The sequence below is a fragment of the Aquabacter albus genome, assembly GCF_040049275.1.
Classification (GTDB): Bacteria; Pseudomonadota; Alphaproteobacteria; order Rhizobiales; family Xanthobacteraceae; genus Aquabacter.
This window is the reverse complement of the sequence record NZ_JBDZDT010000007.1, coordinates 365,411-383,549: the sequence shown is the minus strand read 5'-3', so window position 1 is coordinate 383,549 and position 18,139 is coordinate 365,411. Positions and strand designations below refer to the sequence as shown.

14 protein-coding genes are annotated in these 18,139 nt (G+C 67.2%); all 14 read right to left on the bottom strand.

The window, feature by feature from the left end; translation table 11 throughout:
• Positions 1–17: 17 nt before the first annotated feature.
• The 14 genes from ABLE91_RS19840 to ntrC all read right to left on the bottom strand — a co-directional run bounded on the left by ABLE91_RS19840 (position 18) and on the right by ntrC (position 18,133).
• Entirely contained in the window at positions 18–1,385 is a 1,368-nt protein-coding gene (locus ABLE91_RS19840) for a pyruvate dehydrogenase complex dihydrolipoamide acetyltransferase (RefSeq protein WP_348933618.1), read from the bottom strand.
• Positions 1,386–1,397: 12 nt separating this feature from the next.
• Complete coding sequence (locus tag ABLE91_RS19835; protein ID WP_348933616.1) at positions 1,398–2,795, bottom strand: pyruvate dehydrogenase complex E1 component subunit beta; 1,398 nt, start codon at positions 2,793–2,795, stop codon at positions 1,398–1,400.
• Between the two features lie 5 nt (positions 2,796–2,800).
• Positions 2,801–3,130 carry a hypothetical protein gene (locus ABLE91_RS19830; protein WP_348933614.1) on the bottom strand — a complete coding sequence of 110 codons (330 nt, stop codon included), beginning with the start codon at positions 3,128–3,130 and terminating at the stop codon, positions 2,801–2,803.
• A 31-nt stretch (positions 3,131–3,161) separates the two neighbouring features.
• Complete coding sequence (gene pdhA / locus ABLE91_RS19825) at positions 3,162–4,187, bottom strand: pyruvate dehydrogenase (acetyl-transferring) E1 component subunit alpha (RefSeq protein ID WP_348933613.1); 1,026 nt, start codon at positions 4,185–4,187, stop codon at positions 3,162–3,164.
• Positions 4,188–4,353: 166 nt separating this feature from the next.
• Positions 4,354–4,671: an FtsB family cell division protein gene (locus ABLE91_RS19820; RefSeq protein ID WP_348933611.1), complete on the bottom strand. Its 318-nt coding sequence runs from the start codon at positions 4,669–4,671 to the stop codon at positions 4,354–4,356.
• Between the two features lie 268 nt (positions 4,672–4,939).
• The gene (gene hflX / locus ABLE91_RS19815; RefSeq protein WP_348933609.1) at positions 4,940–6,328 is read right to left on the bottom strand and encodes a GTPase HflX; all 1,389 of its coding nucleotides are present in this window, start codon (positions 6,326–6,328) and stop codon (positions 4,940–4,942) included.
• A gap of 6 nt (positions 6,329–6,334) precedes the next feature.
• Positions 6,335–6,592 carry an RNA chaperone Hfq gene (hfq, locus tag ABLE91_RS19810; RefSeq protein ID WP_348933607.1) on the bottom strand — a complete coding sequence of 86 codons (258 nt, stop codon included), beginning with the start codon at positions 6,590–6,592 and terminating at the stop codon, positions 6,335–6,337.
• A gap of 145 nt (positions 6,593–6,737) precedes the next feature.
• Entirely contained in the window at positions 6,738–7,598 is an 861-nt protein-coding gene (locus ABLE91_RS19805) for a D-amino-acid transaminase (protein WP_348933606.1), read from the bottom strand.
• 14 nt (positions 7,599–7,612) lie between these two features.
• The gene (locus ABLE91_RS19800) at positions 7,613–9,031 is read right to left on the bottom strand and encodes a hypothetical protein (RefSeq protein ID WP_348933604.1); all 1,419 of its coding nucleotides are present in this window, start codon (positions 9,029–9,031) and stop codon (positions 7,613–7,615) included.
• A 10-nt stretch (positions 9,032–9,041) separates the two neighbouring features.
• Positions 9,042–10,418 (bottom strand): Trk system potassium transporter TrkA, encoded by a 1,377-nt coding sequence (gene trkA / locus ABLE91_RS19795; protein WP_348933602.1) that lies wholly within the window; start codon positions 10,416–10,418, stop codon positions 9,042–9,044.
• Between the two features lie 226 nt (positions 10,419–10,644).
• Complete coding sequence (gene ntrX / locus ABLE91_RS19790; RefSeq protein ID WP_348933600.1) at positions 10,645–12,006, bottom strand: nitrogen assimilation response regulator NtrX; 1,362 nt, start codon at positions 12,004–12,006, stop codon at positions 10,645–10,647.
• A 4-nt stretch (positions 12,007–12,010) separates the two neighbouring features.
• Positions 12,011–14,230, bottom strand: coding sequence for a sensor histidine kinase NtrY-like (locus ABLE91_RS19785; RefSeq protein WP_348933599.1), 2,220 nt, complete (start codon positions 14,228–14,230; stop codon positions 12,011–12,013).
• 179 nt (positions 14,231–14,409) lie between these two features.
• Positions 14,410–16,611, bottom strand: coding sequence for a putative bifunctional diguanylate cyclase/phosphodiesterase (locus ABLE91_RS19780; RefSeq protein WP_348933597.1), 2,202 nt, complete (start codon positions 16,609–16,611; stop codon positions 14,410–14,412).
• Positions 16,612–16,690: 79 nt separating this feature from the next.
• Positions 16,691–18,133, bottom strand: a complete 1,443-nt coding sequence (gene ntrC / locus ABLE91_RS19775; protein WP_348933595.1) for a nitrogen regulation protein NR(I) — start codon at positions 18,131–18,133, stop codon at positions 16,691–16,693.
• Positions 18,134–18,139: the final 6 nt, after the last annotated feature.

The following is an 18,139-nucleotide window of genomic DNA, read 5'->3' as shown; positions in this document are numbered from 1 at the left end:
GCCCGCATCCCCGCCCGTCACACCAGCATGGCGAACGGCTTCTCCACATAGTCCTTGAACGCGCCGAGAAGCTCCGCGCCCAGCGCCCCGTCCATCACCCGGTGGTCGCAGGTGATGGTGGCGGTCATCTGGGTGACGATCTTCACCTCGCCGCCGCGCACCACGGCGCGCTGCTCCGAGGCGCCGATGGCGACGATGGAGGATTGCGGGGCGTTGATGATCGCCGTGAAATTGCGGATCCCCATCATGCCCAGGTTGGAGATGGAGGTGGCGCCGCCGGAATATTCCTCCGGCTTCAGCTTCTTGGTGCGCGCCCGGCCCGCGAGGTCGCGCATCTCGTTGGAGATGGCGGACAGCGTCTTGGTCTCGGCCTTCTTGATGATGGGCGCATAGAGCCCGCCGTCGATGGCCACCGCGACGCCCACGTCCGAATGCTTCATGCGCAGGACGCGGTCCTCGGCCCACACCGCATTGGCGGTGGGCACCTTCTGGAGCGCCAGCGCCATGGCCTTGATGATGAAGTCGTTCACCGAGACGCGGAAGGTCGGCTTGCCGTCCTTGTCCTTGGGCGCGGTGGCGTTCACCGTCTCGCGCAGCTTCATCAGCTCGTCGAGGTCGCAATCCACCGTGAGGGTGAAGGTGGGGGTGACCTGCTCGCTTTCCACCAACCGCTTGGCGATGGTCTTGCGCATGCCGTCGAGTTGGACTTCCTCATAGGTGCCGGGCTCGTACAGCGCCTTCACCTGCTCGGCGCCGGGGGCAGTCGCGACCACTGCCTTCGGCGTGGCGGCCGGGGCAGCAGTGGGTGCGGCAGCAGCGGCGGGCGCAGCCGCCGGCTTGGCGCCGGGCTGCGCGCCTTCCAGGTCGCGCGCGACGATGCGGCCGTGCGGGCCGGAGCCGGAAAGCGCGGCGAGATCGACGCCCTTCTCCTTGGCGATGCGACGGGCGAGCGGCGAGGCGAACACGCGGCCGCCCTGCCCGTTCGAGGCCGGCGCGGCGGCGGCAGGCGCGGGAGCCGGCGCCGCCGGAGCGGGGGCGGCAGCAGGAGCCGGGGCAGCAGCCGCAGGTGCAGGGGCCGGAGCGGGCGCGGCGGCCGGGGCCTTGCCGCCACCGGCGCCGGAGGCGGCCGCCTTCACGTCCTCGCCTTCACCGGCGAGCACGGCGATGAGCTGGTTGACGGGCACGTCCTGCGTGCCCTCGGGGACGACGATCTTGGCGAGCACGCCTTCGTCCACGGCCTCCACTTCCATGGTGGCCTTGTCGGTCTCGATCTCGGCGAGCACGTCACCGGACTTGACGCTGTCGCCTTCCTTCTTGAGCCACTTGGCGAGGTTGCCCTTCTCCATGGTGGGAGAGAGGGCCGGCATGAGGATCTCGATGGGCATGTGTCTCGTCCCTCAGCGATAGGTGACGGCCTTCACGGCCTCGATCACGTCCGCGACCGAAGGCAGGGCCAGCTTCTCAAGGTTGGCGGCGTAAGGCATGGGCACGTCCTTGCCCGTCACCCGCAGCACCGGGGCGTCGAGATAGTCGAAGGCGTCGGACATCAGCCGCGCCACGATCTCGGCGCCGACGCCGGACTGGGGCCAGCCCTCTTCCACCGTCACGCAGCGGCCGGTCTTCTTCACCGAGGCGACGATGGCCGGCACGTCCATGGGGCGGATAGTGCGCAGGTCGATGACCTCCGCCTCGATGCCCTGCTTCGCCAGCTCCTCAGCGGCTTTGAGCGCATAGGTCATGCCGATGGACCAGGCCACCAAGGTCACGTCCTTGCCGGGGCGGGCGATGCGCGCCTTGCCGATGGGCAGAACATAATCGTCCAGCTTCGGCACCTCGAAGGAGTGGCCGTAGAGGATCTCGTTCTCCAGGAAGATCACCGGGTTCGGATCACGGATGGCGGCCTTCAAGAGGCCCTTGGCGTCCGCCGCCGTATAAGGCGAGACCACCTTGAGGCCGGGGATGTGGCTGTACCAGGAGGTGTAGTCCTGGCTGTGCTGGGCGGCGACGCGGGCGGCCGCGCCGTTCGGGCCGCGGAACACGATGGAGCACTGCACCTGCCCGCCGGACATATAGAGGGTCTTGGCCGCCGAATTGATGATCTGGTCGATGGCCTGCATGGCGAAGTTGAAGGTCATGAACTCCACGATGGGCTTCAGGCCCGCCATGGCCGCGCCCACGCCGAGGCCGGCAAAGCCGTGCTCGGTGATGGGGGTGTCCACCACGCGCCTGGCGCCGAACTCCTGGAGCAGCCCCTGGGTGATCTTGTAGGCGCCCTGATATTCGGCGACCTCCTCACCCATGACGAACACATCGCCGTCGCGGCGCATCTCTTCCGCCATGGCATCGCGCAGGGCCTCGCGCACGGTCATGGTCACCATCTCGGTGCCGGCGGGCACGTCCGGGTCCGGCTGCACCTGGACCTGGGGAGGCGCAGCGACGGCGGAGGCGGCGGGCGCCTTCTGCGGCTCAGGCGCGGACGCTGCGGCGGGCGAGGGCTGAGGCGCGCTTTCCGCCGCCTTCTGCTGCGGCGCGGGGGCCGCGCTCGCATCCTCGCCATCGGCCAGGATGGTGGCGATGGGGGTGTTCACGGCCACGTCCTGCGTGCCTTCGGGCACCAGGATCTTGCCGAGCACGCCCTCGTCCACCGCTTCCACTTCCATGGTGGCCTTGTCGGTCTCGATCTCGGCGATCACGTCGCCGGATTTCACCGCGTCGCCTTCCTTCTTCACCCATTTGGTGAGGTTGCCCTTCTCCATGGTGGGAGAGAGCGCCGGCATGAGGATGTCGATGGGCATGGTTGTCAGCTCTGGCTCGGCGTCGTCCTGGCCGCTGACGCAGCCTTGGCGGGACGCTCATGTGTGAGATTGGTGTAGACGGAGGCCGCGGCGACCGCGACCATGACGGAAGCGATGAGGGCGATCTGGGCCTTGCCGGCCCGCCGCCCGTGGACATTGCCCGGGTCCTGCCGTCCCTTCGAGGCGAACGGCCAGATGATGATCTGGGCCCGGCGCGAGAAGCTCACCGGGCCCGTGGCCTCCTCCGCCAGCGTGCCTTCATAGACCGCGACGCCCCAGCTCGCGGCGATGCCGATGATGGAGAGGAGGACCAGGATAAGGGCGATCATTGCCATGGGGGTTCCCCTTCGCGGGATGCCCGCCGGCCTAGCGCAGGATATCCGTGTAGAGCTCCGAGACGTCGGGCTCGGGATCGTGGCTCGCGAAGTCCGCCGCCTCGTTGACGATGTCGCGGATCTGCGCGTCCACCTTCTTCAGATCGTCCTCGGTGGCGAGGTTGCCTTCCAGCAGCCGGGCACGCACCTGCTCGATGGGGTCGTGCTCGGTCCGCATCTTCTGGACCTCCTCCTTCGACCGGTACTTCGCCGGATCGGACATGGAGTGGCCGCGATAGCGGTAGGTCTGCATTTCCAGGATATAGGGGCCATTGCCCTCACGGGCGAAAGCGAGCGCGCGCTCGCCGGCCGCCTTCACTGCGCGCACGTCCATGCCATCCACCTGCTCGCCGGGGATGTTGAAGGAGGCGCCGCGCTTGGAGAAGTCGGTCTGGGCGGAGGCGCGGTTCACCGCGGTGCCCATGGCGTACTTGTTGTTCTCGATCACGTACACGACGGGCAGCTTCCAAAGCTCCGCCATGTTGAAGCTCTCATAGACTTGGCCCTGATTGGCCGCGCCGTCGCCGAAATAGGTGACGGAGACCGAGCCGTTCTCGCGATAATGGTTCGCGAAGGCGAGGCCGGTGCCGAGCGGCACCTGGGCGCCGACGATGCCGTGGCCGCCGAAGAACTGCTTCTCGATGCTGAACATGTGCATCGAGCCGCCCTTGCCCTTGGAATAGCCGCCGCGCCGGCCGGTCAGCTCGGCCATGACGCCCTTCGCCTCCATGCCCGTGGCGAGCATGTGTCCGTGGTCGCGATAGCCGGTGATCACCTGGTCGCCGGGCTTCATGGCGAGCTGCATGCCGACCACGACCGCTTCCTGGCCGATATAGAGATGACAGAAGCCGCCGATGAGGCCCATGCCGTACATCTGGCCCGCCTTCTCCTCGAAGCGGCGGATCAGGAGCATCTCCCGATAGGCTTCAAGTTCCTGGTCTTTGGAGAAGGTCGGTACCTCACCGGGTACCGCTTCGGCGCGGGCTGCCGCCTTGGCGGCGGGTCGTTTGGTAGCCATCGTCGTCGTCCTCAGGAAACGCTCGAACCTGAGGAAGCTCTAGCGCACCTGAAACGAGGCTCAAAGCGCCATTTGCGCTCTGCTGCACCGCAACATGTTGCAAATGCTTGATATTGTTGAGTTGAACTTAGTTTCAGTTCATGTGTGACATAAACTCAAACTCAGTTCATCGGGTCGGTTTCAGCAGCACCAGATCCTTCTGGTGGACAAAATCCAGCTGTCGCCGCCCCTCTTCATCGAGCAGATCGGGATCGAGCCGCCGGGCATCGAGAAGGGAGACCTTGTGCTCGATGGCGATGCGTGTGGCTTTGAGCTTTGCCAGCTCCGCTTCCAGCTGCGCCGCGTCCTGCTCGTAGCTGCGCTTGGCCATGATGCCATGATCGCCGCTATAGGCGTGATAGGCGAAATAGGCGATGACGCCGCCGGCAACCGCATAGAGCGCCAGAGCGGTGAAGATGGAGCGGAGACGCGAGCGAGTCTGCATGCGCTCTTTGTAGGGGCTGCAAGTTGCCGGGCCGTTAAGGGTCCATGTCGCGCCGTTTTGTCCTGGACAAGAGAGAGCGCAGCTCGAACGCAGATCCGGGACCCAGCGCAAGCCTCCACCGAAGGTGCTTCAACTCGCCGGCGCCGCCACGCGGCGATGGCGCTTTCACGCTGGTCGCTCATTGCCGACTTCGCCGGAGTCTTGCGCTGGGTCCCGGATCTGCGCTCGCGCTATGCGCTCGCTTGTCCCGGACAAAGGCGTGCCAGCCTTACGCCTGCTGCACCCGCGACGCGCCGAAGCGGCGCTTCACCAGGGCGGTGCGCTCGGGCAGAACGCGCAGCGCCACGTGCATCGCCCCTTCCGGATCGACGCGGCGCTCCAGCACCTCGCCATGGCGGTAGAGCCAGCCGAGGCCCTCGCCGTCCTCCGCCGCCACGGTCACGTCCAGCGTCACGCGGCCGGCGGTGATGAGGCGCTCCATGACGTCGAGGAGGTCGTCCGTCCCCTCTCCGGTCAAGGCGGAGACGAGGACCGGCCGGTCGGCGAGATCGATGCGCTCGGCGGTGTTGGTAAGCTGTTCGCGCGCGTCCGGTGGCAAGAGGTCGATCTTGTTCCACACCTCCACCATGCGCCCGCCCGGCTCCACATCGATGCCGAGATCGGTGAGCACGTCGCGCACGTCCTGCGCCTGGGCGTCCGTGTCGGGGTGGGACATGTCCCGCACATGCAGCACCACGTCCGCCTCGATTACCTCTTCCAGCGTGGCGCGGAAGGCGGCGACGAGCTGGGTAGGCAATTCGGAAATGAAGCCCACCGTGTCGGAGAGGATGATGCGGGTGCCGTGCGGCAGGTCCACACTGCGCAGCGTCGGGTCGAGCGTCGCGAACAGGAGATCCTGCGCCATCACCTCGGAACGGGTGAGGCGGTTGAACAAGGTGGACTTGCCGGCATTGGTGTAGCCCACCAGCGCCACCACGGGATAAGGCACGCGCTTGCGGCTGGTGCGGTGGAGGGCGCGGGTGCGCTTCACCTGCTCCAGGTCCTTTTCGATGCGGATGATGCGCTCGCCGATCTGCCGGCGGTCCGCCTCGATCTGCGTCTCGCCGGGGCCACCGAGGAAGCCGAAGCCGCCGCGCTGGCGCTCAAGATGGGTCCAGGAGCGCACGAGGCGCGAGCGCTGATAGGTGAGGTGGGCCAGCTCCACCTGGAGCGCGCCCTCCTTGGTGCGGGCGCGCCGGCCGAAGATCTCGAGAATCAGCGCCGTGCGGTCCACCACCTTGGTGGCCCAGGCCTTTTCGAGATTGCGCTGCTGCACGGGGGAGAGCGCCGCGTCCACGAAGACGAGGCCCACCTCCTCCGCGAGGACGATGCCGGCAATCTCCTCCACCTTCCCGGATCCGAGATAGGTCGCCGGCTTTACTTCAGAGAGCGGAACCAGCCCGCGATAGACCACGTCGAGGTCGATGGCGAGAGCAAGCCCCGCCGCCTCCTCGAGGCGAGCCTCGGGCGAGCGGCGCTCTTCGGCGCTACGCGCCGCGCGCTTGGTAAGGGTGGGCGTGATGACGGCGCAGCGGGTGGGCGGGGCGAGACGGTCGATGCCTTGAAGCCCCGCGCCAGGGCTACCCTTCCTCGCGCCTTTGGCGCTCGGGCGCTCCATGTACGGTTACGCCTTCTCCGCCACCACCTCGTCCGTGGGATCGAACAGCTGCACGGGATGGCCCGGCATGATGGTGGAAATGGCGTGCTTGTACACGAGCTGGGAATGCCCATCGCGCCGCAACAGCACGCAGAAATTGTCAAACCAGGTGACGACGCCCTGAAGCTTCACCCCGTTCACGAGAAAAATGGTGAGGGGGACCTTGCTCTTGCGGACGTGGTTCAGGAACGTGTCCTGGAGATTTTGTGTGCGTTCCGCCGCCATTTTCGTATTCCGTTTGTTTCGGCGTTGCCCCGTCCTCCGCCACGCGCAAAGCGCCCGGCGAGGCGGGAGTTAGACTTGATAAGATGGCACAGCGCGCAGAACGTGCAAGGATATTTTGCTTCGCAGCATTCTGCGCTGCACTGCGTCAGGAGCCGACTTCCGTAAAATCATGAAAGCGTGCGCGCAAGCGTCGCGCCACCGGCCCGACGGTGCCATCCCCCACCTTGTGGCCATCGATCCTGATCACGGGCAGCGCGACCCCGGTGGCGGAGGAGATGAAGGCTTCCCGTGCGCGAAGCGCCTCCGCGCGGCTGAAGGGCCGCTCCTCGATGGCGAGGCCCTCGGCCTCCGCCACCTCCATGAGCACGGTGCGGGTGATGCCGCGCAGGATGCCCATGTCCGCCTGCCGCGTCACCAGCGCGCCCTCGGCACTGACGATCCAGGCATTGGTGGAGGAGCCTTCCGTGATGTTTCCGGCTTCATCCACGAACCAGGCTTCGCGGGCGCCCGCCTCCTTGGCCTGCTGCTTCGCCAGCACGTTGGGCAGAAGCCCCACCGACTTGATGTCCACCCGCTCCCAGCGATTGTCCGGCACGGTGATGACCGAGACGCCGGCCGCGGCCGTCGCGTCCATGGCGGCGAAATCCATGGCGCGCGCCGTCACCACAACCGAAGGCGGTGTCGAGGCTGCGGGAAAGGCGTGGTCGCGCCTGGCGATGCCGCGGGTCACCTGGAGATAGACGAGGCCGTCGCGCACGAGGTTCCGCCGCACGGTCTCGCGCAGCACCACCAGCAACGCCGCGCGGGACATGGGCGGCCGGATGCCCAGCTCGCTCAAGGAACGATCCAGCCGGTCGAGGTGCCGCCGCGCGTCGATCAGCTTTCCGCCCCGGACCTCGCACACCTCATAGACGCCGTCGGCGAACTGGAAGCCGCGATCCTCCACATGGATGCCCGCGTCCCGGTGCGGGACATAGAGACCGTTGACATAGGCGATGCGCGACATGGACGACCGGAACCTCAGGTGCGCCAGAAGGCGAGATGGATGAGCACGAAGGCGCCGACCGTCTCCAGCCGCCCGGCGATCATGGCGAACGCCGCGCCGAGCACGGAAAGCGGCGGCAACGAGGAGATGGCCGGCCAGCCGGTGGTGGCCTCGTCATAGAGCGGGCCGGTATTGGTGATGGCGGCCACGGCGCCGGTCAGCGCCGCATCGAAGCTGGGCGCCCCCGCGCCGATGGCGATCAGAGTGGCGGCAAGGGTTGCGAACACCGCGACCAGGCCCACCCATACTCCGCGCATGGCCGAGCCGATGCCGCCCTCCCCGGTGCGCGCGGGCTGGACGATGTGGGGCGAGATGAGGCGCATGAGATCGCCCCGCGCCCGCGCCAGCATGGCCCGCACCCGCAGGATCTTCAGGCCGCCCGCCACCGAGAGCGCGCCGCCGCCGATGAGCGCCACCACCAGCAACAGCCCCGCCGGCAGGCTGGCGAAGGTGTCGGCCGCCGGCGGCATGCCGCTGGTGGAGATGAGCGAGGCGGCGGCGAACATGCCCTGCGACAAAGACTGGCTCACCGGAATGTCCGAGGGCAGGCGGAACAGGATGACCGAGAAGACGAGGCCCACCATCAGCCAGTAGGCCAGAAGGACAAGGCTTTCCGGCTGCTCGGGCGCGGCATGGATGCGCCGGCTCACCAGCGCCTTGTGCCAGCGCACGCTGGTGGCCGCCCAGAGCAGGAAGGGCAGCAGCAGCCAGCGCGTGGCGATCCCCGTCTCCAGCGCCGCCTTGGCCTCGGGCGGCAAGTGGGCGCCCGCGGAGGCGACGGCGGTGGCGAGGCAGAAGGCGGAATAGAGGCCGTTGCGGTCCGCCAGCATCACGACGAAGGCGAGGAAAGTGGCAGCCGCGTAGATGGGCGTCACGTCCTTCACCACGCCTGCCGTATCCACCGCATCCAGCTCGTCCAGATGATAGACGACGCGGTTCGGCAGGCCGCCGATGCCGGCGGGGGCGAGCACTGCAACGCCGGAGATGATGGTGAGGAGCCCGCCGCTCCATTGCAGCAGGGCGAACCAGACAAACAGGCTCTGTGGCCCATCCTTCACCGCCGTGAAGCCCGTGGTGGTGAAGGCGGAGAGCGCCTCGAACCAGGCGCGCCACAAGGTGAGGCCCGTGGCATAGGCGATGGCGGGGGCCGCCACCACGGGCACGATGATCCATAGCGCGGCCAGCGCGCCGAACACCTGGAAGCGGCGGATACGCCCGCCGAGGCCGGCGCTGGAGAAGCGCATGGCGCCCGCCAGGAAGATGCAGCCCAATGCCGTGCCGAGGAAGGCCGGCGCCGTCCCCTCCCCCCACCGCGCCGAGACCAGAGCCGGCAGCAGCGCGGCGATGCCGGTCCAGGCCAGCGCGAGAGCGAGAAGGCGAACGATGGACGCCATGGATGGCGGCTCAGAAGAATTCGAGGCTGACGCGGAACAACTGCTCCACGCGCTTGATGCGCTCTGCCAAGGCGAACAGGATCACCCGGTCCTGGGCTCGCACCACCGTATCGCCCGTGGGCAGGATCACCTGCCCACCGCGGACGATGGCGCCGATGCGCAGCCCGTCCAAGAGGTCGATGTCGCGCAGCGGGCGGCCTACGAGGGGCGAGGTTTCCAGCGCCTCCGCCTCGATCACCTCGCCCGTCCCGTCCAGCAGGGAATGCACCCGGTGGATGCGGCCCCGGCGCACGTGCTGGAGGATCTTGGAGACGGTGATCTGGCGCGGGTTCACATGGGCGTCGATGCCGAGCCCTTGGGCAAAGGCGGCATAGCCCTGCTCGTTCACCAGAGAGAGGATGCGGCGCGCGCCGATCTGCTTGGCGAGAAGGCAGGACAGAATGTTGATGCGGTCGTCATTGGTCAGCGACAGCATGGTGTCGGCGTCGGGCACGCCGGCTTCATCCAGGAGGTCGCGGGCGAGCGCATCGCCATGGAGCACCACGGTGCGCTGGAGCGTCTCGGCGATGATCTGCGCGCGGTCGCGCGAGGCCTCGATGATCTTGATCTTGGCGGCCGCGTTCCGCTGCTCCAGCTGCTGGGCCACGTAGAAGCCGATATTGCCGCCGCCGGCGATGACGATGCGCTGGCCGGGGATCTCGTCGTGGCCGAAGATGGAGAGGGTGCGCTTCACCTGGCTCGCCTGGGCAACGAAATAGGCGACGTCACCCGCCAGCATGGCATCGGTGCTCTTCAGCACCACCGGCTTTCCGTCCCGCAGCACGGCGACGATGGTGGCCTGGAGATCGGGAAAAAGCTGGGTCAATTCGCGCAGCGGCGCGCCGACCACCGGGCAGTCCTCACCGCAGAAAACGCCGGCCACCACCACGGCCCCGTCCGCGAAGGTCACCGTGTCGACCGCGCCGGGCAGCGAGAGGCGGCGGAGCACCATCTCGCCCACTTCCACCTCGGGGGAGATCACCACGTCCACGGGGAGATGATCGCGCGAGAGCATCTCGCGCCATTCCGGCTGGAGATAGGTCTGGGCGCGGATGCGGGCGACCTTGGTGGGGACGTTGAACAGGGAATGGCCCACCTGGCAGGCCACCATGTTCACCTCGTCTGACAAGGTGACCGCGATGAGCATGTCCGCCTGCTCGATGCCCGCTTTGGCGAGCACGTCCGGGTGGGAGCCGTGGCCCACCACGCCGCGCACGTCGAGCTGCTCGGTGGCGATCTGGATGCGGCGCGGATCGGCATCGACGATGGACACGTCGTTCTGCTCGCCCGCAAGGCGCTCGGCGATGCCGAACCCCACCTGCCCCGCTCCGCAGATCACGACCTTCATCAGCGATTCCCCCAGCCTTTTGGGACCTTAACCTCTCGTCCGTGCAACGCCTATGGCAGTGGCTTCATTTCTCCCTTGCCCAGTCCGTCCCCTCTCCCGCTTGCGGGGGAGGAGTAGGAAGGGGGAATGGCGGCCGCCCCACACCTCGCAACGTTCCACGGCTTCACGTGCCCCCCTCCCCGACCCTCCCCCGCAAGTGGGAGAGGGGGGTTGGAAGCACCAGCCCTCACCCCACCCCGAGGGCCTTCAGCTTGCGGTGCAGCGCCGAGCGCTCCATGCCGACGAACTCGGCGGTACGTGAGATGTTGCCGCCGAAACGGTTGATCTGCGCCGCCAGATATTCCCGCTCGAACACCTCGCGCGCCTCACGCAGCGGTAGGCCCATCAGGTGCTCGCCACCATTGCCGTTAGGCAGGTTCGGCACCAGCGCGCCCACGTCCGGCGGCAGCATGGAGGCGGTGACGATGGCGTCGGGATCGCCGCCGGCCAGGATCAGCACCCGCTCCACATTGTTGCGGAGCTGGCGGACATTGCCCGGCCAGTCGTGGGACTGGAGCACCGCCATGGCGTCCTCGGCGATGTGCCGGCGCGCGAGGCCCGTGGTCTGGGAGATGAGCTCGATGAAGAAGTCCACGAGGTCCGGAATGTCCTCGCGCCGCTCCGCCAGAGGCGGCACGCGGATCGGCACGACGGAGAGGCGGTGGTAGAGATCCTCGCGGAAGCGGCCCTTGGCGATCTCGTCCTCCAGGTTCCGGCCCGTGGAGGAGATGATGCGCACGTCCACGCTCACCTTCTCGGTGCCGCCGATACGGGTGAAGGTCTGCTCCACCAGCACGCGCAGCACCCGGTTCTGGGTCTCGCGCGGCATGTCGGCGATCTCGTCGAGGAAGAGCGTGCCGCCATGGGCCTCCTCCAGGGCGCCACGCCGCTGCTCGCGCCCGTCCCCCGCCTCGACGCCGAACAGCTCGAACTCCAGGCGCTCGGGGGTGATGGCCGCCGCATTGATCACCACGAACGGGCCGTTGGCGCGGTTCGAGGAGGTGTGGATCATGCGCGCGGTCAGCTCCTTGCCGGAGCCGGACGGGCCGATGATGAGGATGCGCGAATTGGTGGGGCCGACGCGATCCACCGTGGAGCGCAATTGCTGGACGGCACCGGAACGGCCCACCAGCTTGTGCGGGGTGTGCTGCTTCAGCTCCTTCACCTCGCGGCGCAGGCGCAGGGTTTCCAGCGCACGCTGGGCGATCATCAACAGGCGGTCAGCGTTGAACGGCTTTTCCACGAAGTCGTAGGCGCCGCGCTTGATGGCGGCCACCGCCGTTTCGATGTTGCCGTGGCCGGAAATCATCACCACCGGCACGTCCGGGTGCTCGCTTTTGATGACGTCCAGCAGCTCCAGCCCGTCCATGCGGCTGCCCTGGAGCCAGATGTCCAGGAAGATCAGGCTGGGCCTGCGGGAGGCGATGGCGGAGAGGGCCGTATCGGCGTCCCGCGCGGTGCGGGCGGAATAGCCCTCATCCTCCAGGATGCCCGCCACAAGGTCGCGGATGTCGGCTTCGTCGTCGACGATCAGGATGTCGTGCGCCATGGGCTCAGGCTCCCAGCGCGGCTTCGGCCGCGACGAGCGGGCCGTCGGCACGGATCCTCAGGCGGATCCACGCGCCGCGTTCTTCCGGGGCGTCGTACAGCTCGATGCCGCCGCCGTGCTCCTCCATGATCTTGCCGACGATGGCAAGGCCCAGCCCCGTGCCCTTCTCGCGGGTGGTGACGTAGGGCTCTAGGAGCCGGTTCCGGTTCTCTTGCGGAAGGCCAAGTCCGTTGTCGATCACGTCCACCACCAAATCGTCTCCGGAGCGTTCCGCGATGACACGGATGCGCCCCTGCCCACGTTGCTCCGCCGGAACGGCCTCAATGGCCTCGGCGGCATTCTTCAGGATGTTGGTCAAGGCTTGCGAAATGAGGCGCCGATCGAACCGGGCGGGGAGGGAGGGAGGGATCTCCGCCTCGAACGTGACCTCAGGATGGCCGACCCGCATGAGGAAGACGCTTTGACGCAGCGTCTCGGCAAGGTCCTGGCTGTCCACCACGGGCTTCGGCATGCGGGCGAACGAGGAGAATTCGTCCACCATGCGGCCGATATCGCCCACCTGCCGGATGATGGTGTCGGTGCATTGATCGAACACGTCGCGATCCTGGGTGATGAGCTTGCCGTATTTGCGCTTCAGCCGCTCGGCGGAAAGCTGGATGGGGGTCAGCGGGTTCTTGATCTCGTGGGCGATGCGCCGCGCCACGTCCGCCCACGCCGAGGTGCGCTGGGCGGAGATGAGCGCGGTGATGTCGTCGAGGGTGACGACCCAGCCATGTTCCCCCTCCCCCGACTGCTCGGTGGTGACCCGCACCGCAAAGATGCGCTCGCGCCCGTCGCGGTTCAGCGTGATGTTGCCCTGGACGACGCGCTGGCGCGCCGTCTCGGCTTCCTTCAGCAAGGCGGCGGTCTCGGGCACCACCTCGGCGAGGGGACGGCCAAGCACATCGCCCTCCTTCACGCCCAATAGCGGTTCGGCGGAGCGGTTGAGGATGGTCACGCGCGCCTCGGGGTCGAGGCCGATCACCCCGGCGCCCACGCCCGAGAGCACGGCCTCGGTGAACCGGCGGCGGCTGTCGATCTGGTCGTTGGCGCGCAGGAGGTCGTCGTGCTGGGCCCGCAGCTCCGCGGTCATCTTGTTGAAGGTCTCGCCCAGCGCAGCAAGGTCACCCTCGGAGCGATAGATGGGCACCTGCACGTCGAGATTTCCCGCCGCCACATGGTTCGCCGCCGAGATCAGCCGGCGGATGGGCGCCACCAGCCATTTGGAGAAATTGATGCCGAGCCAGACCGCCGAGAGCAGCACGATGAGGGTGATCACCGCGTACATGAGCGCGAACGCCACCTGCACGCCGAAGCGGCGGTCCTCCAGGCTCTGATAGTCGGCGAGCGTCTCGCGCGTGGTCTTCAGATAGCCGATGACGCGCGGGTCGATGGGGCGCGCCACGTAGAGGTAGAGGTCGTCATAATCCTTCAGCTTCACCAGCGCGCCTACGAAGTCCGCATCGGTGGGCAAATAGATGATGGGCTGCTCGGTGGTGGCATCGTTGATGGCGATGTTGGCCGGCACCAGAAATTCGCGGCCGATATTCACCTGCGCCCGCTCCACCACGGTGAGGTCGTGGCGGATGATGAGCGAAGCCGGAAGGTTGCGCAGCGCCGCCTGGGCGGTCAGCACCTGCTGGAACCGCGCCCGGTCGGTGTCATACATGGGCTTCAGGCGGGTGAGGTCGTTGCTCATGGCGAGCACGTCGCCGCGAATGTTGAGCGCGTGCTCGCGCACATAGGTCTGGGCGACCTGCACCGCGCTCGCGACGATCTCCCGGGTGCGGATGGAAAACCAGCGGTCGAGGCCGCGATCGAGGGTGAGGCTCGCCACCACCGCCACCAATATGGCGGGCACCACGGCAACCACCGCGAACAGGCCCACGATGCGCACATGAAGCCGCGCTGCGGCGCGCCCGCGCGCCCGCGCCCGGGCGATGCGCCAGACCTCGCGCCCCACCATGGCGGACAGGACGAGGACGGCGAAGGCATTCCCCGCCAGGAGCCCGATCACCACCTCATGGGTGGGGACCACGGGCGTCAGGCCCATCAGGATCAGGAAGGTGGTCAAGGCGGAGGCGAGCGCCACCACCACCATAAGAGGTGCGAACCAGCCGAGGCCACCCATGCGCCCACCGCCGGCAGGGCTGCCCTCAGAACGATCCAGGGTTGTTACATTCATTCCCTATACCCAGGCATGCATCCGAGTCGCAGCCACATGATGCAGTGTAACGACACTGGTGCAAAAATGTGACAGCGGGAACCGCCAGGCGCGGGAATATGCAAGCTTCCCTAAAGGGAAGGTTAGCGCGGACCTCGGATTCGAGCGTCGGGCCGGGCACGGCACCACCACCCTACCGCTCACGAATATAAGTGCGTATCTTCCAGCAATGCGGCGTCGTGGGCCGGCATGGGACGTCCCAGCAGGAAGCCCTGGGCGAAGTCGCAGCCCGCGCGACGGATCTCGCGCAAAGTGGAAAAGTTCTCCACCCCTTCAGCCACCACCGTCATGCCCAGCGCATGGGCAAGGTCCGCCATGACGGAAACGATCTTCCGGGTGCGCAGGTCGCGCTCCAGCCCTTGTACGAAAGACGGGTCGAACTTGAGCACGTCAGCGGGCAGATCCTGCAGATAAGAGAGGCTCGAATAGCCGGTGCCGAAATCATCGATGGCGATGCCGCAGCCGAGGTCGCGCAGCCGTTGCAGCGTCCGGTTTGCCAGAACGGGATGGGAGAGGATCGCGCTCTCCGTCAATTCGAACCGCACATGGTCGCCGATCAATGCATTGCGTTCGAGGATGGCGACGATGCGCGGCACGAGGTCCGGCGCCGAAAGCTGCACCCCCGAGAGGTTGACCGAGACATAGCGCGGGGGGAGGCCCCGCTCGGCTCGCGCACGGTTCCATTGGGCGCAGGCGCGTGAGGCCCGGTCGAGGATCAGTTCGCCGAGCGTGTCCGCAAGCCCCGCCTCTTCAGCCAGGGGAATGAACTCGCTGGGCAATATGATCTCGCGTTCCGGATGGCGCCAGCGCGCGAGCGCCTCAAAGCCGGCGATGCGCCCCGTCGCCACTTCGCGGATCGGCTGGAAGACCGGGAATACTTCCTCCGAGCGCTGCAGGAGCGCCTCGCGCAGCGCGGTCTCGAGATCAAGCCGCCGCTGATGGCTGGCGCGCAGGGAATCGTCGAAGATACGCTGCCCGTCCCGGTCTGCCCGCGAAGCCATCTCGGCGTCCCTGAGAATCCGCTCGACCGGGCCGCCGCCCTTCGCGATGCCGATTTTTCCGCGCACATAGAAGCGCCGCCCCTCGGTCTCGATGGGCGCTTGCACGGCCTCTTCAAGAAGCCGCGCTGCAACGTTCAGCGCGCCCTCGTGGAAGAACAGCGCCGCAAATTCGGATTCGCCGGTTCGCGCCAGGATGGCTCCCTGGGGCAGCAAGGCACGCAGCCGCTGGGCCATGGCGGTGATCAAAGGCTCGATGAAATCTTCGCCGAGGCTCGCTGCGAGAATGGCAAGATCCGGCAGCCGCAGGACAACCGCGCCGGCGAGATCCTCCCGGCCCGCCACCGTCCGCAGGAGCCCGGCCCGGTTGGGCAGCGTTGTCGCGGCATCCTCGAAGGCCAGCCGCTCCAGCGCTGCCTGTGCCGCCCGGTGTTCGGAGATATCGCGCAGATAGGCGGTGAAGAGACGCCGGTTCTCCGCCCGCACCTCCGTCACCGTCAGCTCGATCGGGAACATCTCTCCGTTCGCGCGCTTGCCTTCGATCTCCACCCGGCGGCCCAGGATTCTGGAGGCGCCCCCGATGAGGTAGCGGGCCATGCCCTCCTTATGGGAGTCGGAATGCTGCGGGGGAATAACGGTGTCGCCCAGCAGGCGGCCGATCACCTCCTCCCTGAGATAGCCGAACATCTGCTCCGCCGCCGGGTTGAATTCGGTGATAAGGCCCGCCTCATTGATGGAGATGATGCCGTCCAGCGCAGAGTTCAGCATGGCCACACGACTGGCATTGTTGATGTGCTGTTCGGACTGCGAGCCCTCCACCGACAAGGCGATGGCGCCGGCCACCGCCTTCAGCATGTTCAGTTCCGCATCGCTCCAGACATGGGTGCGGTCGGGAACACAGACGGCGAGATGCCCCCACCAGCGCCCTCCCACCATGACCGGCACGGTCAGGTATCGGATGACCCCGTTCTCGCGGAAGTAGCGACCGAGATAGCCCGGCAGATCGTCTGAAACGCCCTCGATGATCTCGCCGCGCGTGCGGCGCGCAGCCCATTCCAGCTGGGTGGAATCGCCGCCGCCCAACGGGCGAATAGGCGGGTGGGCGTTGACGGTGAGGGGGCCGAGGCCCGGGCGCGCCCATTCCGCACGACATGTGACGCCGAGCCCGATATCGGTGGCCTCGTGCACACAGAACAGGGCGACCCGGTCGTATCCCAGATGCGCGCCCATGGCGGCAAAAAGATCGGGGACCGCGGCGGACCAATCCTTCCGGGTGGCGAGAGCGCCGATGAAGGCGTTCAGCACCTCGAGAAGTCGGTCCGACGCTTCCCCGCTTCCGCCCACGGATACGACCTCTCGGCGCACATCACCTAAATTATGCGCCGCGTCGTAAAAACTACAATCGCAACTGTGGGCTAACCGCTTACCGATTCGTGCGGATCACCTGGATATCCAGGTCCCGGATCTTCTTGCGCAGGGTGTTGCGATTGAGCCCCAGGAGCTCCGCGGCCTTGATCTGGTTGCCCCGCGTCGCCGCGAGTGCAGCGGAGAGCAGCGGATACTCCACATCCCGCAAGATGCGGTGATAGAGCCCCGGCGGCGGCAGATCCTCGCCGAAGCCGCCGAAATACAGGTTCAGATGCCGCTCCACGGAGGCACCGAGGGTGGCATCGCCCGGGCCGTCTTCGGACAGCGCACTCGGCGCCGGCTCGGACAGTTCCGCCTCGATGATGCCGGGGGTGATGATCTCCTGCGGATAGAGCGCCGCGAGGCGCCGCACTAGGTTCTCAAGCTCGCGCACATTGCCCGGCCAGCGATAGCGCTTCAGCCGGTCGAGGGCGGCCGTGTCGATCTGCTTGGCCGGCAGCCCTTCCCGTTCCGCCTGGAGGAAGAAGTGGCGGATCAAATCGGGGACATCCTCAGCACGCTCCCGAAGGGGCGGCAGCCGCAGGGGCACCACGTTGAGGCGGAAGAACAAGTCCTCGCGGAACAGGCCCTGCTGGATCAGGGTGCGCAGGTCCTTGTTGGTGGCGGCGATGATGCGCACGTCGGTCTTGATGGCCGTGCGCCCGCCCACCGTCGTGTATTCGCCCTGCTGGAGCACGCGCAGGAGGCGGGTCTGGGCCTCCATGGGCATGTCGCCGATCTCGTCCAGGAACAGCGTGCCGCCCTCGGCCTGCTCGAAACGGCCGGCATTGCGGGTGGTGGCACCGGTGAACGAGCCCTTCTCGTGGCCGAACAGCTCGCTCTCGATGAGGTCGCGGGGGATCGCCGCCATGTTGATGGCGACGAACGGCCCGTTCCGGCGCTTGCCGTAATCATGCAGTGCGCGCGCCACCAGCTCCTTGCCGGTGCCGCTCTCGCCCGCGATCATCACAGTGAGGTCGGTCTGCATGAGGCGGGCGAGGAGGCGGTAGATTTCCTGCATGGCGGGCGAGCGGCCCACCAGCGGGATATTGTCCTGCTCGTCCCCGCCCATGGACCGGACATCGGCCTTCTTCGGCTCGGCGAGGGCGCGGCCGACGATGGAGATCAGCTCCTTCAGGTCGAAAGGCTTCGGCAGATATTCATAGGCGCCGCGCTCGGAGGCACGGATGGCGGTCATGAACGTGTTCTGCGCGCTCATGACGATGACCGGCAAATCCGGCCGCGCCTTCTTGATGCGCGGCAGCAGGTCGAAGGCGTTCTCATCAGGCATCACCACATCGGTGATGACGAGGTCGCCGTCGCCCTGGCTCACCCAGCGCCAGAGGGTGGCCGCATTCCCGCATGAGCGCACTTCATACCCGGCCCGTGACAGGGCCTGGTTGAGCACGGTGCGGATCGCGGCATCGTCGTCGGCGACCAGGATGCTTCCCGTGGGCATGGATAC